The sequence below is a fragment of the Rhizobium rosettiformans genome (assembly GCF_016806065.1).
GTDB lineage: Bacteria > Pseudomonadota > Alphaproteobacteria > Rhizobiales > Rhizobiaceae > Allorhizobium.
This window is the reverse complement of the sequence record NZ_CP032405.1, coordinates 3,022,649-3,047,425: the sequence shown is the minus strand read 5'-3', so window position 1 is coordinate 3,047,425 and position 24,777 is coordinate 3,022,649. Positions and strand designations below refer to the sequence as shown.

Annotated in this window: 23 protein-coding genes; 11 read left to right on the top strand and 12 right to left on the bottom strand. The window is 61.1% G+C overall.

The genetic code is table 11. The features are described 5' to 3' along the window. Positions 1-3 precede the first annotated feature (3 nt). Positions 4-462 (bottom strand): 6,7-dimethyl-8-ribityllumazine synthase, encoded by a 459-nt coding sequence (gene ribH / locus D4A92_RS14855; protein ID WP_203014788.1) that lies wholly within the window; start codon positions 460-462, stop codon positions 4-6. A 328-nt stretch (positions 463-790) separates the two neighbouring features. On the opposite strand from ribH, the gene D4A92_RS14850 reads away from it, so the two are divergent. Beyond that, a complete protein-coding gene (locus D4A92_RS14850; protein ID WP_203014786.1) occupies positions 791-1,153 on the top strand; it encodes a hypothetical protein in 363 nt (120 codons plus the stop codon). A gap of 232 nt (positions 1,154-1,385) precedes the next feature. On the opposite strand, the gene ribD is transcribed toward D4A92_RS14850, so the two are convergent. From ribD to D4A92_RS14830, 4 genes are all read right to left on the bottom strand, one after another. Further along, positions 1,386-2,474: a bifunctional diaminohydroxyphosphoribosylaminopyrimidine deaminase/5-amino-6-(5-phosphoribosylamino)uracil reductase RibD gene (gene ribD / locus D4A92_RS14845; protein WP_203014784.1), complete on the bottom strand. Its 1,089-nt coding sequence runs from the start codon at positions 2,472-2,474 to the stop codon at positions 1,386-1,388. A 4-nt stretch (positions 2,475-2,478) separates the two neighbouring features. Then, a complete protein-coding gene (nrdR, locus tag D4A92_RS14840; RefSeq protein WP_006727509.1) occupies positions 2,479-2,955 on the bottom strand; it encodes a transcriptional regulator NrdR in 477 nt (158 codons plus the stop codon). Positions 2,956-2,967: 12 nt separating this feature from the next. Beyond that, positions 2,968-4,257 (bottom strand): serine hydroxymethyltransferase, encoded by a 1,290-nt coding sequence (gene glyA / locus D4A92_RS14835; protein WP_203014774.1) that lies wholly within the window; start codon positions 4,255-4,257, stop codon positions 2,968-2,970. Positions 4,258-4,439: 182 nt separating this feature from the next. Continuing rightward, complete coding sequence (locus tag D4A92_RS14830) at positions 4,440-5,768, bottom strand: L,D-transpeptidase family protein (RefSeq protein ID WP_203014772.1); 1,329 nt, start codon at positions 5,766-5,768, stop codon at positions 4,440-4,442. A 327-nt stretch (positions 5,769-6,095) separates the two neighbouring features. Between D4A92_RS14830 and D4A92_RS14825 the strand changes: the two genes are divergently transcribed. Continuing rightward, positions 6,096-6,482 (top strand): hypothetical protein, encoded by a 387-nt coding sequence (locus D4A92_RS14825; protein WP_203014763.1) that lies wholly within the window; start codon positions 6,096-6,098, stop codon positions 6,480-6,482. Between the two features lie 74 nt (positions 6,483-6,556). Here the strand turns inward: D4A92_RS14825 and ldtR are convergent, their stop codons facing one another. Both ldtR and D4A92_RS14815 read right to left on the bottom strand, forming a co-directional pair. Then, a complete protein-coding gene (gene ldtR / locus D4A92_RS14820; protein WP_203014761.1) occupies positions 6,557-7,066 on the bottom strand; it encodes a transcriptional regulator LdtR in 510 nt (169 codons plus the stop codon). Between the two features lie 132 nt (positions 7,067-7,198). Then, positions 7,199-7,636 carry a DUF6163 family protein gene (locus tag D4A92_RS14815; RefSeq protein ID WP_203014759.1) on the bottom strand — a complete coding sequence of 146 codons (438 nt, stop codon included), beginning with the start codon at positions 7,634-7,636 and terminating at the stop codon, positions 7,199-7,201. A gap of 185 nt (positions 7,637-7,821) precedes the next feature. Here D4A92_RS14815 and hemB point away from each other — a divergent pair, with 185 nt between their 5' ends. The 3 genes from hemB to D4A92_RS14800 all read left to right on the top strand — a co-directional run bounded on the left by hemB (position 7,822) and on the right by D4A92_RS14800 (position 10,268). After that, positions 7,822-8,838, top strand: coding sequence for a porphobilinogen synthase (hemB, locus tag D4A92_RS14810; RefSeq protein ID WP_203014757.1), 1,017 nt, complete (start codon positions 7,822-7,824; stop codon positions 8,836-8,838). An 88-nt stretch (positions 8,839-8,926) separates the two neighbouring features. Further along, the gene (locus D4A92_RS14805) at positions 8,927-9,385 is read left to right on the top strand and encodes an RDD family protein (protein ID WP_203014755.1); all 459 of its coding nucleotides are present in this window, start codon (positions 8,927-8,929) and stop codon (positions 9,383-9,385) included. A 121-nt stretch (positions 9,386-9,506) separates the two neighbouring features. Further along, positions 9,507-10,268: an arginyltransferase gene (locus tag D4A92_RS14800; protein WP_203014753.1), complete on the top strand. Its 762-nt coding sequence runs from the start codon at positions 9,507-9,509 to the stop codon at positions 10,266-10,268. A gap of 85 nt (positions 10,269-10,353) precedes the next feature. Here the strand turns inward: D4A92_RS14800 and D4A92_RS14795 are convergent, their stop codons facing one another. Further along, on the bottom strand, positions 10,354-11,397 hold the full coding sequence (locus D4A92_RS14795) for a class I SAM-dependent methyltransferase (RefSeq protein ID WP_203019977.1): 1,044 nt from the start codon (positions 11,395-11,397) through the stop codon (positions 10,354-10,356). A gap of 315 nt (positions 11,398-11,712) precedes the next feature. Here D4A92_RS14795 and D4A92_RS14790 point away from each other — a divergent pair, with 315 nt between their 5' ends. Both D4A92_RS14790 and D4A92_RS14785 read left to right on the top strand, forming a co-directional pair. Continuing rightward, a complete protein-coding gene (locus tag D4A92_RS14790) occupies positions 11,713-13,701 on the top strand; it encodes a putative bifunctional diguanylate cyclase/phosphodiesterase (protein WP_203014751.1) in 1,989 nt (662 codons plus the stop codon). Positions 13,702-13,804: 103 nt separating this feature from the next. Further along, complete coding sequence (locus D4A92_RS14785; RefSeq protein ID WP_203014749.1) at positions 13,805-14,947, top strand: cyclic nucleotide-binding domain-containing protein; 1,143 nt, start codon at positions 13,805-13,807, stop codon at positions 14,945-14,947. 52 nt (positions 14,948-14,999) lie between these two features. On the opposite strand, the gene parC is transcribed toward D4A92_RS14785, so the two are convergent. After that, on the bottom strand, positions 15,000-17,276 hold the full coding sequence (gene parC / locus D4A92_RS14780; RefSeq protein ID WP_203014747.1) for a DNA topoisomerase IV subunit A: 2,277 nt from the start codon (positions 17,274-17,276) through the stop codon (positions 15,000-15,002). A 206-nt stretch (positions 17,277-17,482) separates the two neighbouring features. On the opposite strand from parC, the gene D4A92_RS14775 reads away from it, so the two are divergent. Then, on the top strand, positions 17,483-18,679 hold the full coding sequence (locus D4A92_RS14775) for a hypothetical protein (RefSeq protein WP_203014745.1): 1,197 nt from the start codon (positions 17,483-17,485) through the stop codon (positions 18,677-18,679). A gap of 124 nt (positions 18,680-18,803) precedes the next feature. Here D4A92_RS14775 and aspS read toward each other — a convergent pair whose 3' ends face one another. Together aspS and D4A92_RS14765 are read right to left on the bottom strand one after the other, a co-directional pair. After that, positions 18,804-20,594 (bottom strand): aspartate--tRNA ligase, encoded by a 1,791-nt coding sequence (aspS, locus tag D4A92_RS14770; protein ID WP_203014743.1) that lies wholly within the window; start codon positions 20,592-20,594, stop codon positions 18,804-18,806. A gap of 206 nt (positions 20,595-20,800) precedes the next feature. Continuing rightward, positions 20,801-21,856 carry an NAD-dependent epimerase/dehydratase family protein gene (locus tag D4A92_RS14765; RefSeq protein ID WP_203014741.1) on the bottom strand — a complete coding sequence of 352 codons (1,056 nt, stop codon included), beginning with the start codon at positions 21,854-21,856 and terminating at the stop codon, positions 20,801-20,803. A gap of 123 nt (positions 21,857-21,979) precedes the next feature. Here D4A92_RS14765 and D4A92_RS14760 point away from each other — a divergent pair, with 123 nt between their 5' ends. Beyond that, entirely contained in the window at positions 21,980-22,582 is a 603-nt protein-coding gene (locus D4A92_RS14760) for a TetR/AcrR family transcriptional regulator (RefSeq protein WP_203014739.1), read from the top strand. A gap of 175 nt (positions 22,583-22,757) precedes the next feature. On the opposite strand, the gene D4A92_RS14755 is transcribed toward D4A92_RS14760, so the two are convergent. Continuing rightward, entirely contained in the window at positions 22,758-23,366 is a 609-nt protein-coding gene (locus tag D4A92_RS14755; protein WP_203014737.1) for a TetR/AcrR family transcriptional regulator, read from the bottom strand. Positions 23,367-23,467: 101 nt separating this feature from the next. Between D4A92_RS14755 and D4A92_RS14750 the strand changes: the two genes are divergently transcribed. Further along, positions 23,468-23,899: an ABA4-like family protein gene (locus tag D4A92_RS14750; protein ID WP_203014735.1), complete on the top strand. Its 432-nt coding sequence runs from the start codon at positions 23,468-23,470 to the stop codon at positions 23,897-23,899. A gap of 3 nt (positions 23,900-23,902) precedes the next feature. Further along, complete coding sequence (locus D4A92_RS14745; RefSeq protein WP_203014733.1) at positions 23,903-24,748, top strand: hypothetical protein; 846 nt, start codon at positions 23,903-23,905, stop codon at positions 24,746-24,748. Positions 24,749-24,777: the final 29 nt, after the last annotated feature.

Genomic DNA, 24,777 nt, shown 5'->3' with positions numbered 1-24,777 from the left:
CACTCAGCCACCCAGCTTCTTTTTCAGTTCGATCATGGACAGCGCTGCGCGCGCAGCAAAGCCGCCCTTGTCCTTTTCGCTGCGCTTGACGCGCGCCCAGGCCTGCTCGTCGTTCTCGACGGTCATGATGCCGTTGCCGATCGGCAGCGATTCCGAAACAGCGAGATCCATCAGCGCCCGCGAGGATTCGTTGGCAACGATGTCGAAATGATAGGTCTCGCCACGGATGACCATGCCAAGCGCGACAAAGCCATCATACTGCGTCCCCTCGTCGTCCATGGCATCCAGCGCCATGGCGATCGCCGGCGGGATTTCGAGCGCACCCGGCACGGTGATGACATCGAAGGTCGCGCCGGCCTCGTTCAGCGCGTGCTTGGCGCCATCCAGGAGAGCGTCCGACATATCGTCATAGAAGCGTGCCTCGACGATCAGCAAATGCGGCGATGCCGTCTTGTTTACCATGGGTCTGATCCGATCTTGAATGTGATTGCGGCCCCTGGCCGAACAGAAACGCGGTCAAACCACGCCGTTTCCCGGAAGGCAAGTGTTTTTGCTGAGGGCCGGACCTGCGCCCCGGGCACGGCTCATCATATCAGGCCGATCGCGGCCTTCGACCGATTGTTCCACTCTCGCTAATGCAGGCGGAAATCGGGCGACATCCATGACAAATGTTTAATGGAATTCAGTGACTTAATGGCTGGATTTCGCCACAAACCGACACCACCTTCAGTCCTGCAAGCGAGCGACGGAATCCCCCGCCATCGCAAACATCCTAGAAAGGAACAGGACCATGAATCGCTTTGCAACCATCCTCAGCGCAACCGCACTGTCCGCTGTCGCCTTTGGCGCCGAAAGCTATGCCGCAATGCCGTCGGCTGCGGCCGCACCCGACAGCCGGATCGAGAGCACGATACAGACCATGTCGGCGAAGGACTTCAACGTCATCCGCCTCGACTCGTTGAAGACCCATGATACGGCACGTGAACGCTTCGCAAGCGTGTCTCCGACCTCACAGGAAGCCCGGCACGTTCAAGCCGCCGTCATCGCCAACCGCTCGCTTGCCCAGAAGCTTGAAGGTCAGAAGGTCGAGCTGACCAATATCGTTGGCGCCGAGCAGGCCGCAGACGGAGGCGTCACCTTCTACGTCCGCTGATCAGCGTTCGCCTCCCTCCATACCCCAATCTGTCTCCCCCCGTGTCTTCGGACACGGGGTTTTTTGACGGATGGAACCTTTGTGGTCGGCTCGGTGTTTCCAAACATGAAAGGCACCCGGAGGAGGTTGCCTCATAACTCGAAAGATGGAGGCACCCCATGGGTCGCGGCATTCTTCTTTGGCTGATCGGCGTACCGATCCCCCTTATCATTCTTTTCCTGCTGTTTTTCCGTTAAACCCAGGCAGACGCAGGCAGTCTCTCAAAAATCTGCAGCCGGTCGCTCCCGACCTGTCTCTCGTCAATCTTGACGAAACCGGCAGGCAGGCGGCCGGCTGAAATCGGTGAAGGAATACCGCCTTCCCCGATCGTCACCGGAGAGTCATAGAGTTCAATCCGGTCGACTATTCCGCGCGCCAGCATGTCGGTCGCGACACGCGCGCCACCTTCCACCATCAGTGACGACACACCGCGCTGCGCGAGCGAGCTGAGCAGTTCCTCGACGCCCGGGACCTCCAGCACCTCGACACCCATGCTGGCCAGCATGGCACGATTGCCGACCGCGCCAGGTGCCACGGCCACGAGAACGGGCACATCCTGCGCCGTTCTCGTCAGCTTGGATGTCACCGGCAGCTCCGCCTTGCGATCGAGCACGATCCTCAACGGGGAAGCGCTTTCGAGGCCGGGCAATCGGACCGTCAGTTCCGGATCATCGGCAATTGCTGTGCCGATTCCGACGAGGATTGCGTCGCTCTGCGCCCGCAAACGATGCACGGCTTCGCGTGCTTCGGCGCCCGTGATCGCCACCTGGCCTGCGCCAACGCGGCCCATCATTCCATCGGACGAAACGGCAAGTTTCAGAGTCACTTGCGGACGTCCTTTCGTCTGCCGGGTGAGATAACCCGCCATGGCCCGGCGGGCTTCCTTCTGCAGGATGCCGATGGTCACCTCGATATCGGCATCCGCGAGGATCTTGAGGCCACGCCCGGAGACGCGTGGATCGGGATCAGCCACCGCGACGACCACACGGGCAATGCCGGCCGCGACGATGGCATTCGCGCATGGCGGGGTCTTGCCATGATGCGAGCAGGGTTCGAGCGTGACATAGGCGGTCGCCCCCCTCGCCTTCTCGCCCGCTTCAGCAAGCGCCTGCGGTTCGGCATGCGGGCGCCCACCGAGCGCGGTGACACCACGACCGACGACTTCGCCATCCTTGACGATCACGCACCCGACGGAAGGATTGGGGCCGGTGCGACCGACATGCTTCAGGGAGAGCTCAATTGCCTCCCGCATATGCCGTTCGTCGCGGGCGGTGATGGACACGTCGTCAATCCGCCGTGCTGTCTCTGGAGATCTTGGCATTGATCTCGGCAATGACGTTCTCGAAATCCTCGGCATGGCTGAAGTCGCGATAGACCGAGGCGTAGCGCACGAAGGCCACGTCATCGAGGGTCTTCAGAGCTTCGAGCACCTGCAGACCGATTTCTTCCGAGGAGATCTCGGTCTCGCCGGAGCTTTCGAGACGGCGCACGATGCCGGAAACGGCGCGCTCAATGCGGTCCGCATCAACAGGGCGCTTGCGCAGTGCGATCTGGAAGGACCGCACCAGCTTGTCGCGCGCGAAGGGTGCCTTGCGGCCGGTCTTTTTCAAGACCATCAGCTCGCGCAGCTGCACCCGTTCGAAGGTGGTGAAGCGCCCCCCGCAATCCGGACAGATGCGTCGCCGGCGGATGGAGGTGTTATCCTCCGCCGGTCGCGAGTCCTTGACCTGGGTTTCATCCGATCCGCAGAAGGGGCAGCGCATCAGCCTAATGCCTTACATGTAGGGGTACATCGGGAAACGGTCGGTGAGAGCCACGACCTTCTCGCGAACGGCACCTTCGACGGCGGCATTGCCTTCATCCGAGTTGGCGACCTTCAGACCATCGAGCACTTCGACGATCAGGTTGCCGATTTCGGTGAATTCCGCTTCCTTGAAGCCGCGGGTCGTGCCGGCCGGTGTGCCGAGACGGATACCCGAGGTGACGAAAGGCTTTTCCGGGTCGAAGGGAATGCCGTTCTTGTTGCAGGTGATGTAAGCGCGGCCGAGGCCTGCTTCCGCACGCTTGCCGGTCGCATTCTTCTTGCGCAGGTCAACCAGCATCAGATGGTTGTCCGTGCCGCCGGAGACGATGTCGAGGTTGTGCTTGATCAGCGTGTCGGCCAGAACCTTGGCGTTCTTGACGACCTGGGCCGCATAATCCTTGAACTCCGGCTGCAAGGCTTCGCCGAATGCAACTGCCTTGGCGGCGATCACATGCATCAGCGGCCCACCCTGGAGACCCGGGAAGACGGCCGAGTTGAACTTCTTGGCCAGCGCCTCATCATTGGTGAGGATCATGCCACCGCGCGGACCACGGAGCGACTTGTGGGTCGTCGAGGTCGCAACATGGCAGTGCGGGAACGGCGACGGATGCTGGCCACCGGCAACGAGACCGGCGATGTGGGCCATGTCGACCATGAGGTAGGCGCCGACCGAGTCTGCGATTTCGCGGAAGCGCTTCCAGTCCCAGGTGCGGGAATAGGCGGTGCCGCCGGCGATGATCAGCTTCGGCTTGTGCTGCTCGGCCTTCTTGGCCACGTCTTCCATGTCGAGCTGGTGGTCGTCTTCACGAACACCGTAGGAAACGACGTTGAACCACTTGCCGGACATGTTGACCGGCGAACCATGGGTCAGGTGACCGCCCGAGTTCAGGTCGAGACCCATGAAGGTGTCGCCGGGCTGCAGCAGCGCGAGGAACACGGCCTGGTTCATCTGGCTACCGGAATTCGGCTGAACGTTGGCGAAGTTGACGCCGAAGAGCTTCTTGGCGCGTTCGATCGCGAGTTCTTCCGCGATATCGACGAACTGGCAGCCGCCGTAATAGCGCTTGCCCGGATATCCCTCGGCATACTTGTTCGTCATGATCGAGCCCTGGGCTTCGAGCACGGCGCGGGAGACGATGTTCTCAGAGGCGATCAACTCGATCTCGTGACGTTGACGACCGAGTTCCTTCTCGATCGCACCGAAAATCTCCGGGTCGGTATCGGCGAGAGAACGAGAAAAGAAGGCATCGTTGTTCGACATGATCGCTGGCTCCTCAAAAGCGTTTGATGCTGTGGGGTCTTAAACTTCCGCAGTCACGAGAGCAATACGGAGAGCGACATTTGCAGATCAATTGACGCGCGGAGGCGAAAGGCCGCAGCCTTGGCAAAAGAAAAGCCGCGCACGAGGCGCGGCTTGGGATCGGTCGATTGCGGCGAAGGCCCTTATTGCAGCGGAACGAAGTCTTCTTCCACGGAGCCTGCAAACTGCTCGACGCCGATATTGGCCTGCAGCGCCAACTGGGCATCGCCGTCCTTCTGGTAGATGTCGTCACGGAACTGGACGATGTTGTCACGGGTCGACCAGGCACTGATGTAGACGATGTAAACCGGCACTTCTTCGGCCAGTTTGATCGGGTTGTTCTGGCGGGTCGTGATGACGCGCTCGATTTCCTGGCGTGACCAGCCGGGCGTGTCGCGCAGCAGCCATGTGACGAGGTCACGCACGTTCTGCACGCGGATGCAGCCCGAGGATTCAAACCGCATGAGCTTGTTGAAAAGGCCCTGCTGGGGCGTGTCGTGCATGTACTCGTTGTGCGGATTGTGGAAGTCGATCTTGGTCGATGCCATAGCGTTGATCTTGCCGGGATCCTGACGGAACATCAGGTTCGGCGCCTTGGCCGCATTCCAATCGACCGTTTCCGGCGCAACTTCCCGGCCGCTGTTATCGAACAGGCGGATGGCGTTGCGCGTCAGATAGGTCGGATCCTTGCGCATCAACGGCACGATGTCCTTCTCGATGATCGAGCGAGGCGCCGTCCAGTAAGGGTTCAGAATGACCTGATAGATCTTCGAGTTGATCATGTGGGTCGGGCGGTCGATACGGCCGACGACGGCGGTGTTGCGCAGCGCGACGCGGTCGTTCTCGACGGCTTCGACGGAGGCGCCGGGAACGTTGACAGTCACGTAACGACGGCCGAGATCGCCGGACATCGACTGCAGGCGAACGAGATTGGTATTGAGCTGGTTCAGGCGGACATCGGCGCCGACATTCAGCGCCTTGACGGTGAATTCGCCGAGCACACCGTCCTCCGGCAGACCGTGACGAGCCTGGAACCGCTTGACCGCGCCCTCTACGTAGGAATCGTAGGAGTTGGACATACCGGCTTCACGCGACAGGTCGCCCGAGATCATCAGGCGTTGGCGCAGGCTCTGCACGGAGGGGTCCGTGGCGCCGATGCGCAAGGCCGACGGTGCGTTAATCGTAGGCCAGCCGCCATTCGAGACGATCATCTGGTGCTGGCCGATCGCCTGCTGCATGTTGACGAGGTTGCTCGCGCTCAGCATCGGCGTGTTCGACGTGACGGCGGCAACAGAACGCGATGCCTGGGCGTCAAACTGGTCATCCCAGTTGCCGCGACGCGGTGCATTGATCAAGTCATTGACCGTATCCTGAGCCATGGCCTGTCCGGTGAATGCCGCAGCACCGGCAGCGGCGGCACCACGCAGCAGGGAGCGGCGCGAGAGAGCAACAATTCCAGACGTCTTGGACATATTTCCTACCGTTTCATCCTGAACCTGTCCCAAACGCATACCGCGCCATGGTTAACAAAGCGCAGCCAGAGAGGCAGGGACATCCATTTCGGGGTCGATCGGAGGCTATCGACGCACCTCCGTTCCTAGTCTCGGCGGTCCCATATCAATATGGCCAATTCGTGTCACCAAGGGGTTCTGTCACGGGAGTGTGTAGACCGTATCCGGGGCTATCGGGCTCAAGTAGTCCCGCCCAAAGATCGTCGTCCAGACATGGTTCAGGATGCTTGCTCGCGCCCGGCTTCGCTGATTCCCTCAGATGTGAGCGGTGATTTGCGGGGGGCTTTGATGGAAGAGGTCGATGACAGTGTGGTGGTGTTCCGCTTTGAGGATGGGTGGCGCATCGTCGAGCTACTGACCAAATTCGACTATCAGCGCGAAGGCGGTTTGATGGGTAATTGCGTCGGAATGTTTTATGACGGACCTCACACCATCTATTCTCTCCGCAACTCGCTCAACGAACCGAGAGCCAACATTTTGCTTGTCGGCCGTGAGGTCACAGAGGTCGCCGGTCGATATAATACGGCTCCAAAACCCAAATACACAAAACGGGTCAAACGGTTCTTTGCTGAGCGCGGCTACACGGTGGCGCCGACAGCGTTTCTCATTACGGAACTGCGGTCGAGAAACGGGCGACGAACCCAAAACGAGACAAGGCGCTACGGTGCAGGCTGAACCCGCGACCTAGCGCCTTCTCAATGCCACCGCATGACTGGAGGAAATGCGTGGGTGTCTCAGTCTCTGGTGGATCAGAGGCGGTACATGATCGAGTCGTTCCAGAAGCGGTCGAGGCGCTGCAGAAGCTTGTTCATCTGGGTGAACTCGTCGGTGCCGATGCCGCCGACCTTCTGGATCGAGCCGATGTGGCGCTCGTAAAGCTTGGCAACAGTCTCGGCGATTTCCTGGCCGGCTTCGGTCAGGCTGATGCGGACCGAGCGACGGTCTACGCGCGAGCGGGCGTGGTTGATGAAGCCGAGATCGACGAGCTTCTTGACGTTGTAGGAGACGTTCGAGCCCAGGTAGTAACCGCGCGAGCGCAGTTCACCGGCGGTCAGTTCCGAATTGCCGATGTTGAAGAGCAGAAGTGCCTGGACGGCATTGATGTCGGAGCGACCCTTGCGGTCGAACTCGTCCTTGATGACGTCGAGAAGGCGACGGTGAAGACGCTCGACGAGGTGGAGGGATTCGAGGTAGAGCGAACGGATCGCTTCTTCCTGCGGGTCGAGAGTGGCCGGCTGTGGCTTGAGCTTGGTGTTCATATCGGTCTGCCTCACTGTTTTGTTTGGCGGTGTTGGTTTTTTCTCCCGCCTTGGTGAGGACCGTATCCAATGCGCATAAAATTCTATTTAAAACGCAGGCTTAACAGAGGCTTACTAAAGCCCAGCCTGAGATCAGGGTAAATCAACCGTTATACGCTCCTGCTTGTGTCTCCCTTCGAGCCACAACGCCAGGCGGAAAACAACAAAGACGACGAAGACCACCGAATGCATGGTGACGGCGAGCGTGTTGCGGCCGAAGATCTCCGGCCACACGGTGAACATCAGCATCTGTCCACCCGCCGCGAGCAGCCACATGACCGGGCCCCAGGAGCCCGCGACCCAAAGGCCGAGGGCCGCGACCGGAAACACGACCGCAAGCCCTGTGGCCGCTACGCGCCAGGGCGCGGACAGGAGATCGAAACGCCCCAGCCCGTTCTGGCTGTAGCCGACAAGGAGCGCCCAGTACTGCAGACCGAACCACAGGCAGGACAGCGCCACGACGCGCAGAAAGAGCACGAAGATGGTCTCGGTGAGACTGCGAATGGGTGTCTGCGACGAATCAGCTTCCATGGGAAGGAAGATAAGCTGGGGACACCCCCTCCGCCAGCGCGGCTGCGGCGCCCTCCCCTGCTGATGTCATCGCCCCCGCCGAGCCATTGTCGATAAGACGTAGATCACCCGCCGTCAGGCTTCCGTTTTGCAAGCATCCATCGGCGTGCTAATCAGCAGCCGAAGACAGACCAAGGATCGCGATCATGACGGACAAGACACATCAGGTAGACGACGTCACCGGCCACCGGCGCATGCGCCGTCTGCGCAAGTCCGACTGGCAGCGCCGCATGGTTCTGGAAAACCGGTTGACCGTCGATGATCTGATCTGGCCGATCTTCGTCGTGCCGGGCTCCGGCATCATGGAGCCGATCGCGGCGATGCCCGGCGTTTTCAGGATGAGCGCCGACAAGGCGGTCGAGGCAGCCAGGGAAGCGGCCGACCTCGGCATTCCGGCACTCGCGACTTTCCCGAATGTGGAAATGGAGCTGCGCGACCAGACAGGCTCGGAAGTGTTGAAGAGCAACAATCTCCTCAATCAGGTGACCGCTGCAATCAAGAAGGCGGTTCCCAATATCGGCGTGATTACCGATGTGGCACTCGATCCCTTCACCAGCCACGGCCATGACGGCATTCTGCGGGATGGCGAGATCGTCAATGATGAGACGGTCGACCAGCTGGTGCGCGCCGCTATCGCCCAGGCCGATGCCGGGTCCGACATCATCGCGCCCTCCGACATGATGGACGGACGTATCGGCGCGATCCGCCGGGGGCTGGATGCTGCCGGTCATCAGAGCGTCGGCATCATGTCCTATGCCACCAAGTTTGCGTCCTGCTACTACGGCCCTTACCGCGAGGCGATCTCGACCAGCGGGCTTTTGAAGGGTGACAAGAAGACCTATTATATCGACCCGGCGAACGGCACCGAAGCGGTGCGCGATGCAGCGCTCGATGTCGAGGAAGGCGCCGACATGCTGATGGTCAAGCCTGGCCTTCCCTATCTCGACATCTGCTGGCGCCTCAAGGAGAGCTTCGGCCTTCCGGTCTTCGCCTATCAGGTCTCCGGCGAATACAGCCAGATCAAGGCTGCGGCGGCAAATGGCTGGATCGACGGCGAGCGCGCCATGCTCGAAACCTTGCTCTGCTTCAAGCGCGCCGGCTGCGACGGGATCCTCACCTATTTCGCGCCCGAGGTTGCACGCCTGCTGGCGAAACAGGGCTGAGGTTCACCCGGCGCGGATGACCCTCACGGATTATTGTATTCGTGATCGGGCTCCCCATATCTGAGACACAACCTTAAAGGAGCCAGATATGAGCCTCGACAGCAATTCGTCCTATGCCGCCCCCGAAGACTGGCGCGCCTATAGCGGCGTGCTCTCGCGGCGCGTCTTTGCCTTTCTCGTCGACTACCTGTTCATCGGCCTCCTCTGGATTCCGGCCGCCGTCGTGGTCTTCTTTCTCGGTATCCTGACGCTCGGTCTCGGCTGGCTTCTCTATCCGATCCTGTTCTTCGTCGTGGCCGGTCTCTATTTCGGCATGTCGCTCGCAGGTTCGTCCCAGTCCACACCGGGCATGCGAATGATGGGGATTGCCATGGTCCGCCTTGATGGCCGCAAGATCGACTTCGTCACGGCGATCGCCCACCTCGCGCTGTTCTGGATCCTCAACTCCGTGCTGACGCCGCTCGTGCTCCTCGCCGGCCTGTTCATCGAGCGTTCGCGCCTGGTGCATGACCTGCTGCTCGGCACAGCTGCGGTACGAACCTACTGATCACGCTCGGCGCGCCATTCGAGACAAAGCACTCCGGCGTCTCGCCGGAGTGTTGACCTTTTTCATTCTTGCGCCATCCTACTTCTGACAGGTCACGCCAAAGGATTCTCTTCATCCGCATATGAACACGCAGACCAGCCCCTCCCCGCAATTCTATCTGACGGCGCCTGCGCCGTGCCCGTATCTTTCGGGAGAGATGGAGCGGAAGGTGTTCACCCACCTGGTTGGGCAGCGTGCGACCGAGATGAACGATCTACTGACACAAGGGGGCTTTCGTCGCTCGCAGAACATCGCCTATCGGCCGGCCTGCGAATCCTGCCGCGCCTGCGTTTCGGTCCGGGTGCTGGTCAACGAGTTCGAACTGAGCCGCGGTTTCAGGCGCGTCGAGGCCACCAATGCGGATCTCGTCTCCACCGTCTTTCCAGCCCAGCCTTCAACCGAGCAGTTCTCTCTCTTCCGCCATTATCTCGATCATCGGCATCAGAACGGTGGCATGTCGGACATGTCGGCGCTCGACTATGCGATCATGGTCGAGGACAGCCATGTGCAGACGCGGGTCATCGAATACCGCCTGCGCGTCCCCGGCGACGGAATTTCGGTCCAGCCGCGCGGCGAACTGATCGCAGTTGCGCTGTCCGACCTGATGAGCGACGGACTGTCCATGGTCTATTCGTTCTACAATCCGGAAATGGAAAAGCGGTCACTCGGTACAATGATGGTGCTCGATCACATTCGCCGGGCCAAAGCGCTCGGTCTGCCGCATGTCTATCTCGGCTACTGGGTGCAGGGCTCGAAGAAGATGGGCTACAAGACGCGCTTCCAGCCGCAGGAACACCTGATGAACCAGGGCTGGACACGTTTTCCCCTCGATTCCGAGGGCTGAAGCCAGAGAAAGTCGCAGAAAAGAAGTCCCATTTTAGGACAGGCCAGCCCTTCGCAGATCAAACGCTGCGAAGGGCTGTGTCGTTTCAGGACAGTTTACGGATGATGCCGTAGACGATGTTCTTGTTCTGGCCGAAGCGGACAGTGCCTTCTACTGGCGAGTCACCCACGCTACCGTTGATGATGCGCCACATATCCGGTTCTGATCGCAACAGAAGGGCCCAATTCATGAAGGTTTCCATGTAGCCATCCACCATGATGTCCGTGGCAAAGTTGGCGAACAGGAAGACTCCGTTAGGTTTCAGCATGCTCAAGCAACGCTGCGTTAGCTTGATCGATACCTTGTCGTTCAAGTAGTCGTAAAGCCCTGCCGCATAGACGAAGTCAAACGTACCGAGGTCGTGCCGCCCGCCGAGAATGCCTCGTACGGATCCATCGACAGCTTCAATGCAGGTATTACCGAAGTCACGGCTGATTGAGCCGATGCTCATCGGGTCCTGATCGAGTGCAACCCATCGCTTCAGCCGGCCTTCCTTCAACGCAACCGACCTGCACGCTTCCCGTAAGTGGCCAGCAGCGATCGTCAATATTTCCGCTCCGCTGCCGCGCGAAGAAGCAATCTCATCAACATGTTGGGTGAGCAGATCGCGACGCTCGCGGACCGCTACTGATGACGACGCGTCCTTTGTGTAATTGTAGAGAGCCTTACCCAAAGGCGAGGCCCCGGCAATTCTGTCAGCAACACTCGGATGACCGTAGATGAAATCGAGCAACTGCGCATCCCCGGAGTAACCGCGTGGCTTTTCGAAGGACCAGCGAGTGAACGGATCTTCGAGGAAGTATCGAGCAACCGGATGCTCTTGGGCGATCGGGATTAGCTGCTGCCACACACTCGGAGAATAGCGCAGGCGGATGTCATGTAGAGAACCTGCAGTTCGATGGATGATTTGTCGCGGTTCACTTCCCTGCTCGAACTGCTGCAGCGCGATTCCGAGTGTGAGGCCCAGTGCCGTGCGCGCTGTCCTGAACTCCTCATCCTTCCATTCCGTACCCGGCGCGACCACATGGGCGGCGATCGCTTCCGGAGTAATCAAGCTCTCACCGTCGAGTGTAAATCTAGTTTGACTCATATACCGCACCACCGTGAACAACGAAAACCTCGTTAATACTTCAGTTACCATATGTGCAGCTGCGAGATTGCGCGACTCGATTTGGTAACTTTTGAGGAGTTTGGTTAACAGCGCGAAGGTCCGCGTCCTTTGAGGAGACGGACCAAGGCTGAAAGACTGAAATACGAATACGATAATGCCTGCCGGGTCCTTCGCAGATGCGAAAAACTCCGGAGTGTTCAGAGAAGCAAGGGTGGATGATTGCTGAGAGACGGACCAATGGGCCGATCAAGCACGCATCCCTAACCGGCGCAGTGGAGACCAATGGAACCTTTCATGTCGCACGCTGCCCTCAATGATCTTGAAGTGACGGGCAAAACCTGCCCGAGCCAAGCGCCGGTCTCGACCTTACGTAGGCTGTATGAGACCCATACTGGTCCAGCCCGTGTGACCAGCGCTCGACAGGGTCTGTGGGTAGCCGTCTTCGTCTACATGCTGTTTGCCATTAGCGACCTGGTCCTCATCCCAGATGTGGCTCAGACCACGATACTTGCACGCCTGATCGTCGGCGTTGCATCACTTGTCGTTCTGGAAGTTTGCTGCTGGGGAAAAGCAAGGGCCGGCGTAATCGAGACTATTTCGGCAGCATCCATCGTGGCGGGCTATGTCGTTTGGCTGCTGCCTGCACTCCAGACCACGGCCGTCGAAAGCATCCGCCTATACATGATCTTCGGCACCATTTTCATGATGGGGGCCAACCTCTTCTTCATCTTTCCCTTCGTGCTATCAGTCGTGACCTCTATCGCGGTGTTGGGCATCCTACTTGGCAGTATGCTCGCCATGTTCCCCGGCGATCTGGTTTACTCGATCAATTTCGGGCTCTTTTACATTTCGTGCTTCATTTTCACCTCCTACGTGAACTGGAAGCTGAACGGCGAGCGATACAACGTATTCCTCAATGCGCTCGAGGCGGCGCACCAACATCGGGAATCGGAGAAACGTGGGGTCGCGTTGGAACGCCTGTCTAACACTGACTATCTGACGGGCGTCGAAAACCGCCGCGCTGTGGACAAGCGGCTTCGCGACTACTGGAACGACTGGCAGAGCGAAGGAAAGGCCTTTGCGGCAATCCTCGTCGATGTCGACTTCTTCAAGAAATACAATGATTTTTACGGCCATCAGGCCGGCGACCGCTGCCTGATCCTGGTCGCGAGCGTGCTGAACGACACGCTGAAGCCGCTCAATGCATCGGTCGGCCGCTATGGTGGCGAAGAGTTCATCGTGCTGTCGCGCGTCACGGGCCGAGATCAGGTTATGGCACTCTGCGAGATCATCCGCAGCGCCGTCGAGGGTCTGCATCTCGTCCATGACCAGCGGCGCGATGGCCAGGCGGTGGTGACCGTCAGTGTCGGCGCCTCCTATACGCGTCCGCAGAGCGGCCCCAAGCTCGAGCGCATCATCAACGAGGCGGATCGGGCGCTCTATTCGGCCAAGGCGAATGGTCGAAACTGCATCCGGCTGTTCAACCCGAACGATCCGCTGACCAGCGACGACAACGAGAATATCGCAGCGACGCTCCGGATGGCGGTCAAGAACGACCTCGTGCATCTGGTCTACCAGCCAATCCAGAACCTGCGCACCGGCCGCGTCGAAGCGGTCGAGTCGCTGATGCGTATGAAGATGGTCGACGGCACGCCGCTGTCGCCGGCCCAGTTCATCCCCGTCGCCGAACGCACGGGTGCGATCCTCGATCTCGGCCTCTGGGCGATCCGCCGAGCCTGCACCGAAGTGCTGGCAACCGGCATAGCGCCGATGGCGAGCGTCAATGTCTCGGCCATTCAGCTCAAGTCGCGCGGCTTTGCGCTGGCTGTCTCGACGATCCTCGAAGAGACGGGCGTTTCCGGTTCGCAGCTCGCCTTCGAGATCACCGAGGGCATCGACATGGAAGGGCAGTCGGATGTCATCCGCTGCATCACCGATCTGCAGGCGCTCGGGATCCGCATCTGGCTCGACGACTTCGGCACGGGCTTTGCCGGCCTCTCCTGGCTGCGCCTCTTCCCCTTCGACACCGTCAAGATCGACCGATCCTTCCTGCAGGACGCCCGCCGTCCGGCAGGGCGCGCCATGCTCGAAGACATCATTCGCCTCATCCGCAATCGCGGCCTGAAGATCCTGATCGAGGGCCTGGAGACGGCCGACCATGTGGAACTGATGCACGAACTCGGGATCGAGCTCGGCCAGGGCTATTATCTCGGCCGCCCTGTGCCAATCGACGAAGTACGCATCAAGTCCTTCCCCCGACTGGCGAGCGTGTCCGGTCTTTAAGGGCGAGTGCTGATTGACCCCAGAAATGGACGATCGACACCTCTGCGTTTCCTGAACGAAATCAGTAGTATCCGGCCAGATTCCAATCTGGACGGATACACGCATGAGCACGGTCGACGCAACGCAACGGGCCGGACAGCCTGATTTTGCCGAGAAGCTGCTGAAAGACACCTCCATCAGGGTGAGCGACAGCTATCTCGACGCCTTCCGCAGCCATGTCGATCCGGTGCACCATGAAGCCGGTACGATCCTCTTCCGCAAGGGAGACGATAGCCACTTTGCCATCCTGATCGCCGAGGGCGAGATCGAGGTCTATGACGAGGAGAGCGGCAATGTTCTCGCGATCGCCGGCGAAGGGTCCCTTATCGGGGAACTGGGGCTGATCAGCGGAGATCCGCGCAGTGCTTCGGCCAGAACGCTGACACCGCTGCGTGGCTGGACAATCGACCGCGCGCAGTATCGCGAGTTTCTCAGCGATCGGCCCGAGCTCGCCACCCTCTTCTTCCGCAAGATCTATGCTCAGCTGTCGGCGAGTTACGGCAAGCTCAGGCAGCAGTTCGTGGCGCTCGAGGAGGCTGATCGGCGCTATCACGCGCTCGCCTTTCTCTTCGTCACCATGGTTCTGATGATCAACATCTATGCCTTGGTGAACAGCCTCATCCTGACCAATCTCAAGGTGACCCATCAATCGCAGGTGATGTTCTGGACCTCACGCGTGATGGAAGTCTGGGGCGCGTTCGTCATTTGGGGACTGACCGTGCGCTGCGGTCTGACGCGGCACGATATGGGCATCCGGATGGGGAATCTCTGGAAATCGATCGGCATGGGACTCGCCATCAGCGCCGTCGCCCTGGCCGCCATGGCCTATTTCCGCATCATGCTCTATCCGGAGCTTCAGGGAACGCCGATCCTCGACCCCAAGCTTGTGACGATCACCGTCTACACCTACATCGTCGTCGCACCGCTCCAGGAATGGATCTGCCGCGGGGTGCTGCTGACGGCGATTGCCGATCTGATGCCGGGCAAGACCCGCCCGATGTCGGCGATCGTGATCACCTCGCTGATCTTCTCCACACTGCACCTGCACTATTCGCAGTCGCTCGCCGTCGTCGCCCTCGTCTCCGGCATCGTCTGGGGCTGGCTGCACCTGAAGTATCGCAACCTCGCCGGCCCCATCGTCTCGCACTTCATCCTGGGCAATGCCGCGACGCTGATGGGGGTCTGGTCGATCTGGGAGCGCGGCTGACAGAGAAAAGCCGGCCGCAAGGCGACCGGCTTTGTCTATCGGGACCTTGAGTTCAGCCCGAGAACTTGCCGCTGCGCGGGAAGCCCTTAGGCACCAGACGGCCGGCAGACGCGCGATCGCCCTGCCATTCGACCAGTTCCTCCTTGGTCTTGGTAAAGGTGCGGCCGGCACTGTCGGCCCAGGTCAGACCGTCTGCCATCGTCAAGAACTTGACGTCGGAGATGCCGCCATCCTTGTAGCGCTGCAGGCGCACGCCCTTGCCGCGGGTCATTTCCGGGATCTGGGTCAGCGGGAAAACCAGCAGCTTGCGGTTTTCGCCGACGACCGCCAGATGATCGCCGCTGACGGGGACCACCAGCTTTGCCTCGTCGGGCATGCCGACATTCATGATCTGCTTGCCCTTGCGGGTATTGGCGACGACCTCGCCTTCCGGCACGATGAAGCCGTTGCCGGCGGTCGAGACGAAGATCAGCTTGCGGCTTGCGTCATGGACGAAGGCGGTCAGCACGTCCTGATCGTTTTCCATGTCGACCATGATGCGCAGCGGCTCACCGTGGCCACGGCCACCGGGCAGCTTGTCGCCGCCAAGCGTGTAGACCTTGCCGCCCGTGGTCACCAGCAGGATCTTGTCTGTCGTCTGGGCCGGGAAGGCAACCTTTAGCGCGTCGCCTTCCTTGAAAGTCAGCGACGAGGTGTCGGAGATGTGGCCCTTCAGCGCGCGGATCCAGCCCTTTTCGGAGATGACGACGGTGATCGGTTCCTTTTCGATCATCGCCTGCTGGATCGCTTCGACATCCGCGCTGGGAGCGTCGGAGAAGACGGTGCGGCGGCGTCCGAGCTCGGTCGCCTTGGCGTATTTCTTCTTCACCTCGCCGATTTCCCAGGCGACGGTCTGCCACTGCTTGTCATCGGAGGCGAGCAGGGATTCGATCTCGGCCTTCTCGGCCGAGAGCGCCTCATGCTCCTTGCGGATCTCGAACTCTTCGAGCTTGCGAAGGTTGCGCAACCGCATGTTGAGGATGGCTTCGGCCTGGTTGTCGGTCAGATCCCATTTGGCGATCAGCACAGGCTTCGGCTCGTCCTCCTCGCGGATGATCCGGATCACCTCGTCGAGGTTGAGATAGGCGATCAAGAGGCCGCCGAGGATTTCCAGGCGCCGGTCGATGGCGGCCAGACGGAACTTCGAACGACGGATGAGCACGTCCTTGCGGTGGGCGAGCCACTCGGTCAGCACCTCGTTGAGGGCCATGACCTTGGGCACCTTGCCCTGGGACAGCACGTTCATGTTGAGCGGAATACGGCTTTCGAGCTCGGTGAGCTTGAAGAGCGATTCCATCAGCAGCGTGGCGTCGACCGTGCGGCTCTTCGGCACCAGCACAAGACGAACATCTTCCGCACTTTCGTCGCGCACGTCTTCCAAGAGCGGCAGGCGGCGGGCGATGAGCAGTTCGGCAATCTTTTCGATCAGGCGCGACTTCTGCACCTGGAAGGGGATCTGGGTGACGATGATCTGGTAGCCGCCGCGGCCAAGGTCTTCCGTCTCCCATTTGGCACGGACGCGGAAACCACCGCGGCCGGTGCGATAGGTCTCGAGCATCGAGGCGCGGCTCTCGACGATCACGCCACCGGTCGGGAAGTCGGGTCCTTCGATGCCGCCGCGTTCCGGATGGGCGGGATCTGCCAGCAGCTCCTCGACGGGGGCACCTGGGTTCTTGATCAGATAGAGGGCCGCATCGCAGAGCTCATGGGCATTGTGCGGCGGAATGGACGTCGCCATGCCGACCGCGATCCCCGAGGCACCATTGGCGAGCAAGTTCGGGAAAGCGCCCGGCAGAACCGTCGGCTCGTCGTCTTCCTCGTTATAGGTCGGGCGAAAATCGACAGCATCCTGGTCGATGCCTTCGAGCAAAAGGGCCGCGACGTCGGTCATGCGGGCTTCGGTGTAACGATAGGCGGCTGCACTGTCGCCGTCGATATTGCCGAAGTTGCCCTGCCCGTCCACCACCGGATAGCGCTGGGAGAAGTCCTGCGCGAGGCGCACCAGCGCATCATAGACCGACTGGTCGCCATGCGGGTGGAACTTACCGATGACGTCGCCGACGATACGGGCGCATTTCTTGAACGCCGAGTTCGGGCGGATGCCCATCTCGCTCATCGCGTGGATGATGCGGCGATGCACGGGTTTGAGCCCGTCGCGGACGTCCGGCAGCGCGCGATGCATGATCGTCGACAAGGCATAGGCGAGATAACGCTCTTCGAGCGCCGCCTTCAGGTCGACCGGAAGAATGTGATCGCCACCCTCGTCGGGCGGAAGCTGATTTGTCCCCATGGGTTTCCCCTAGCGGAGAAGACCCGCAACAGCAAGGAATCCGGGGATTCTGCCTGTGGATTAAGGCGATGTGACCGCCATCACGCCGCAATCTGCGTGCATCAGGCTATGGCGAAAACCGGTGGACGTTTTTTCAATCCCACTTATAAATATCGGCGACCAATTTTGTCCGCACCTCCCGCGGAACCAGAACGAAGGACCTTCTCATGACCCTGTACCGCTCCACCCGACTTCTGCTTGCGAGCGCTGCGCTCACTGCCTTCACGGGTCCCGCCTTTGCGCTGGACGGGCAGGATTTGTTGAAGAAGATCAATGCTGCCTTCGCGACGGGCGGCAGCAACATCACGGCTGAAAACGTCGAGGTCGACGGCTCGAACGTGGTCCTCAAGGGCCTGAAGCTCGGGGTCGAAGGCGCCACGGCCGAAAAGCCCCTGATGCTTGAAGAACTGACGCTGGAAGGCGTGACCGAGGAAGAAGGCGGCGCCTATTTCATCGAACGCGTCGAATTCCCCGAGGTGAACGTCACCGAGGAAAAGTCGAGCTTCAAGGTTCAGGATCTCTATCTGGCCGGCGTCTATGTGCCGGGCGACGCCAATGCCGAGGGCATTGATTCGCTGATGTTCTACGAAGAGGCCCATAGCGGCCCGGTCGAAGTGACCGTTGACGGCAAGTCGGTGTTCTCGATGGCGGAAGCGGTCGGCACGATGGGCCTGTCGGACGACGAGAGCACGATCACCTTCGAAGGTTCCGTGACCGGCGTGAAGGCCGATCTCAGCACCGTCGAAGACCCGCAGGCCAAGGCTCAGATCGAAGCGCTCGGTCTGACCACGCTCGACGGCAACATGAACATGTCCGGCAGCTGGGAAGTCGAAAGCGGCACGATCGACATCGAAGACTACTCGATCGACTTCGCCAATGTCGGCAAGCTCTCCCTCGCCTTCTCGATGTCCGGCTACACGCTCGACCTCGTCAAGCAGATGCAGGAACAGGCCCGCATGATGCAGGCACAGCCGCAGAACGAGCAGGCCCAGCAGGCCGCCGGCCTTGCCATGCTCGGTCTCGTGCAGCAGCTGTCGCTGGTTGACGCCCAGATCCGCTTCGAGGATGCCGGCATCACCAAGCGCGGCCTCGACTATGCCGGCAAGAGCCAGGGTACCGACGGCGCGCAGATGGCACAGATGGTCAAGGGCATGCTGCCGATCCTGCTCGCCCAGGCGAAGCTCGGCGCGATCCAGAACGAAATCTCGGCCGCGGTGAACACCTATATCGACGACCCGAAGGCGCTGACGATTGCGGCAGCGCCTGCCAACCCGGTCGCCTTCCCGATGATCATGGGTGCTGCCATGGGCGCGCCGGAAACCATTCCGGGCCTGATCGGCCTCAAGGTCACCGCCAACGACTGATCGCTTCGTCGTCCAAGACAAGAGCCCGGCCCGCGAAAGCAGCCGGGCTTTTTCGTGTCTTCAAGTCAAAAGAAAAGGCCGGAATCGCTCCCGGCCTTCGTCATATCCAGATCCCTTAGGCGGATCAGTCCTTCTTCGGCTGCGGCACGACGCGCAGGGCCAGATCGCGCAGCTGCGCTGGCGTTGCCGGCGACGGGGCGTTCATCAGAAGGTCCTGGGCCTGCTGGTTCATCGGGAAGATCGAGATCTCGCGCAGGTTCTTGGCGCCGACGAGCAGCATGACCACGCGGTCGATGCCGAAGGCGCAGCCGCCATGCGGAGGTGCCCCGTACTGGAAGGCACGGTACATGCCGCCAAAGCGTTCCTCGACATCCGCCTGGGACAGGCCAACCTTTTCGAAGGCCTTGACCATCAGTTCCGGCGACTGGTTACGGATCGAGCCCGAGGCGATTTCGAAGCCGTTGCAGACCGCGTCATACTGATAGGCCTTGAGCGACAGCGGATCCTGGCTTTCCAGCGCTTCCAGACCACCCTGCGGCATCGAGAAGGGGTTGTGGGCGAAGTCGATCTTCTTTTCGTCCTCGTTGTATTCGTAGAACGGGAAGTCGACGATCCAGCACATTTCGAAACGGTCGCGATCGACGAGGTTCAGTTCCTCGCCAGCGCGGGTGCGGGCTTCACCGGCAAACTTGTAGAACTTGGCCGGGTCGCCAGCGACGAAGAAGGCGGCGTCACCCGGCTCAAGGCCAAGCTGCTGACGGATCGCTTCGGTGCGCTCTTCGCCGATGTTCTTGGCGAGCGGGCCGGAGCCGGCAATCTTGCCGTCCTCTTCCTTCCAGAAGATGTAACCGAGGCCCGGCTGGCCGGTCGATTGCGCCCAGGCGTTCATGCGGTCGCAGAAAGCGCGCGAACCGCCGGTCTTGGCCGGGATTGCCCAGATCTCGACCTTCGGGTTCGAGGCGATCATGCCGGCGAAGACCTTGAAGCCGGAATCACGGAAGTGGTCGGTGACGCCTTCCATGACGATCGGGTTGCGCAGGTCCGGCTTGTCGGAGCCATACTTGCGGATCGCGACGTCATAAGGGATGCGCGGCCATTCCTTGGTGACCGGCTTGCCTTCGGCGAACTGCTCGAAGACTTCCGTCATCATCGGCTCCATCGTCGCCCAGACATCTTCCTGGGTGACGAAGCTCATCTCGACATCGAGCTGGTAGAATTCGCCCGGCAGACGGTCGGCGCGCGGGTCTTCGTCGCGGAAGCACGGTGCAATCTGGAAATAGCGGTCGAAGCCGGCGACCATCAACAGCTGCTTGTACTGCTGCGGCGCCTGGGGCAGCGCGAAGAACTTGCCTTCATGGATGCGGCTCGGCACGAGGAAGTCGCGCGCACCTTCCGGCGACGAGGCCGTCAGGATCGGGGTCGAATATTCGGCAAAGCCGGCAGCGGCCATACCATTGCGCATGGCGGAAATTATCTGGGTGCGCTTGACGATGTTCTTGTGCAGCGTGTCGCGGCGCAGATCGAGGAAGCGGTACTTCAGGCGCACGTCTTCCGGATAGTCGGGCTCGCCGAAGACCGGCAGCGGCAATTCCTTGGCGGCCGAGAGAACTTCGATCTCCTGAGCGTAGAGTTCGATCTCGCCGGTCGGCATGTTCTTGTTGACGGTGTCGTCCGTGCGGGCCTTGACCAGGCCGTCGATGCGGATGACCCATTCGCCACGCACGGTTTCGGCCGCCTTGAAGGCCGGGCTATCCGGATCGGCCACGACCTGGGTGATGCCGTAATGGTCGCGCAGATCGATGAAGAGCACGCCGCCATGGTCACGGACACGATGGACCCAGCCCGAGAGGCGGACGGTCTGACCGACGTCGGACTTGCGAAGAGCGGCACAGGTGTGGCTGCGGTAACGATGCATGATCAGGTATCCCGAATGTGACGGTCGAAAAGGCACCAACAGACGAGGCGCGCGACCGATAGAAAATCGGGCGGAAAAGCGCATGATGTGGCTGATTTGTCAAGGCTGCGTGGTGTGGGGTGGAGCTTTGGCTGCCCCATCCAGCTCTGCCAATAGCCGTTGTCAGCGTAAAGCATGCCCGCAGGCAAGGGTTGCTGCCGGACTCATCACGCGACCGCCAGACGGGTCTGATCGACGGCCGTGTTAGCCGGAGCGGCATCACCGGGGCACATCCGGCGCATGCCGTCCGCCGGCGAGATCACCGGAGCGTAGCCGAGTTCATCTCGCGCGCGGCTTATGTCGATGGTAAAATCCTTGCCGATCAGTCGCAGCATCTGCCGGCTGATCGGCGGCTCGCCCTTGCGGCGGAAGGCTTGCCAGACCGCACCCATAAGGCCGGCCATGGCCCAAGCAACGCCGAACGGCACGCTACGATCCTTGGGGGTGACGCCGCGACTGCCAAGCAGCCGCGTCAGGAACGACTTCAATGTGGTATCCTCGCCATCGCTGACAAAGAAGGCTTCGCCGCCTGATCCGCGGTCGGCGGCGAGGACCAGTGCGTGGCACAGGTTATCGACATGGCAGGTGGATAGCGCCTGTCCCCCACCTCCTACCCATCGGAACTGCCCATTGCGAACAGTCTCGATCATGTGGTCAAGGGCCGGCATGTCTGGTCCCCAGATGAAGGGAGGGCGAAGGGCCACCGTGGAAAACCCCGCACGGCGGCCATTTGCCGCCAGTAGCACTTCCTCCGCTTCGGCCTTGGATGTCGCATAAGGCGCAAATGACATCTTGTGCAAAGCCATGGCCTCGGTCGCACCATGCATCGGTCCGGGAAGGCCCATGATGACAGCAGCCGCGCTGACATAGACGACGCGGCGCACGCCGGCCCGCTCAGCCGCCTCTACGACATTGCGGGTACCGTCAACGTTGATCTGGCGGAACTGAGACATCGGTCCCCAGAGCTTGAAATGCGCTGCGACGTGGAAAACGACTTCCACCCCCTCCATAGCCTGGGTGAGTGAGGCGAGGTTCACCAGGTCGCCGGCGACCGGTTCTGCACCCATCGCCTGGACGCCTGCCAGCGCTTCTGTGCTGCGCCCCAGCGCGCGGACGCGCCAGCCGTCCGAAAGCAGGCGCCGAATGAGATGCCCACCGACGAATCCGGACCCTCCGGTGACAAGCGCAAGGCGGGGCGTGGGCTGGGTTGAAATGCTGCTCATGACGATCTCCTGGCTGGTGTTTGTCCCAACCTGCCATACAGTCGAGCGTTACACAATACACAATACAAAATATGAAATTTGTTACATGTTGCACTCCTTCTGCCGCTCGGTTAAAATCTCCGCATGACAAATGACCCGCCCGACCACCGTGACCGCATCCTCGACACCGCTGCAGAGCAGGTTCGCCGCTTTGGCGAGGCAAAGACAAACGTGGTCGACATCGCCAAGGCCATGGGCCTGTCACATTCGGCGATCTATCGGCATTTTCGCTCGAAGGCGGATATCTTCGATGCCCTGGCTGCACGGACTATGGCCGAGGAGGCCGAACTGGCGGCCCGTTTCGTCAATGCCGACGGTTCTGCGGGCGACAGGCTGCGCGGTCTCGTCCTGGCGCTCCATCGCAGCAAACGCGCCAAGCTGGGGGACGACCCGGAGATCCATGGCCTCTACCGCCGGATCGTGACGGAACGTCCCGACCTCGTCGCCGACTATGCGCGACGCATGACCGTACTCGTCCGGCAGGTGCTGGAAGACGGGGTGAATGGGGGCGAGTTCCACATCCCCGAGCTTGACGCCGCCGCAGGCGTGGTTCGTGATGCGGTTACGGTTTTCATCCATCCCGCCCATGTGGAGCAGGCTGTCTTGGTCGGGCTTGATATGGAGCCAAGGCTTCATGCTGTGATGGATGCCCTGACACTCTCCTTTTCGGCATCCAGGCGGGCATGATCGGCAGCCGGTGCGGATTGCCGCGCTCCTCCAGCCACCCGGAGGTCAAAGACCTCTGAAATGCTATGCAGAATAGAAGCGCCGAACCGATAGAGCGCTAACGGGCCCATATCGTTTTCAGCAATTCGACTACGAATTTCCTATGTTAAGACATAGCTGCCAGCAGCAGCGCCCATTACTCCGGCAACAACACACTCGCCAGATCCAGCGGCGCCGCAAAGGGTTCACAACCCGTGCCGCCATCGCCTTCCGGCGGCAGCTTGCCATCGATCATCAGATGGGCATGGCCATGGATCTGCGACCAAACCAGTTGCTCGACGGCCGCCCTGCCCTCCGGCGTATCCAGCTTCATGCGCCTCGCCACCGGCAACGAGACCTCCTCGAGCACGGCATAGGCGGCGTTGGCGGGCGGGCCGATGGCCGGGTCGTCCCAGTCGAGGCGGTTGGCGGTGAACATCAGGCGGAAGAGATGTGGGCTGGACCTCGCAAAGTTCAGATAGCCGCGGGAGGCGGCCCGTAGCTGCTCCGCCGGATCATGCGGGGCTGCCGCCATGGCTTCCCGCATCGAGGCGGCAAAGAGCCTGAAGCCCTCGACGGCAAAGGCGGTCATCAGGTGGCGCAGGGTCGGGAAATGATGTTCGGGCGCCGCATGGGAAACGCCGACGCGCGCCGCGAGTTTGCGGAGCGTCAGGCCTTCGAGACCCTGCTCCTCCAGCATCATGAGCCCGGTGCCGATCAGCGCCTGGCGCAGGTCGCCATGGTGATAGGATTTCTGTCTTGCCATGACCCTTCATAGCCAGTCCGCCATCCGTCGTCAAAATCAATCTTGACATTGCCAAGTTTTGGACCATCCTCATCTTGTCACCGTCAAGATGGAGCGCCTCGATGAATCCCGATACCGTGTTTTCGCTTGCCAGCAGCGCGGCCATGACCGGCTGGCTGCTGCTCATTCTGGCGCCGCGATGGGGCGCCCTCATCGGCTTCATCCGTTTCGGCCTGATCGGCGCGCTGTCGCTCACCTATGCGGTGTTGGTCTTCGTCTATTTCTTCCGCGTCGAGGGCGGCGGCTTCGGCTCGATCGCCGAAGTCCGCGTACTGTTCATGAGCGATCCGGTGCTCGTGGCCGGCTGGGTGCATTACCTCGCCTTCGACCTCTTCATCGGCACATGGATTGCCGGCGAGGCCGACAAGCGCGGGTACAATCGCCTGCTGCAGGCGCCGATGCTGGTCGCCACCTTCATGTTCGGCCCGCTCGGGCTCCTGCTCTTTTATCTCACCCGCGCGACGGAAGCCGCGCTTGAGCCCCGAAAGGCCTGAACCATGACCATGCTTTTCAACGACAGCATTTCATTTTCGTCCTCGCCGGACGTCCAGACGTTGGAAGACAGGACGCGCCGCCTGCTGATCGTCGGCATCGGGCTGCAGGTGGCACTGGCCCTTCCGAGCCTGATCGCGCTTTTCATCGACGAGCGCGTGCTCAACGACATCAGCGTCTGGGTGAAGCCGCTCAAGTTCCAGGCTTCGCTCACCCTGATGCTGATCACGCTGCTCTTGCTGCTGCCGCTCATCGAGCAGAGGACGCGCGCGGGACGCGGCGTCTGGCTGGCGAGCCTTACTGCCGTCATCACGGCGAGCGGCGAGATCCTCTACATAACCCTGCAGGCGGCGCGCGGCCGGGCGTCACACTTCAATGACTCGACGCCCTTCGAGGCGATGGCCTATAGCGTCATGGGGGCCGGTGCCGCCCTTCTGGTGCTGTCGAGCCTCGTGATCGGCGTTTACATCCTGCTGCGCCCAAGCCCTGCCGCAACTGCTGGCTTGAGGCTCGGCGGCGGCTGGGGCCTCGTGCTTGGCAGCGCGGCGACACTCTTCACCGCCTTTGCGCTCGGCAGCGGTGAAATCGGCGGGCCGGGCCACTGGGTCGGCGGGGTCAGGACGGATCTCGGCGGACTGCCGCTGTTCGGCTGGTCGCGCAGCGGCGGCGATCTGCGCGTGCCGCATTTCTTCGCCACCCACATCATGCAGGCACTGCCGCTTCTCGGCCTTGGTCTCGACCGGTTCGCGCCCGGCCTTGCCAGACCCGGCATACTGGTCGGCGCACTCGTCTCGATCGGCGTCGTCGTTGCCACCTTCGTCCAGGCCGTTCAGGGGCAGCCCTTCCTCTGACGGCAAATTCCGGGCGCGTTGCGACGGGC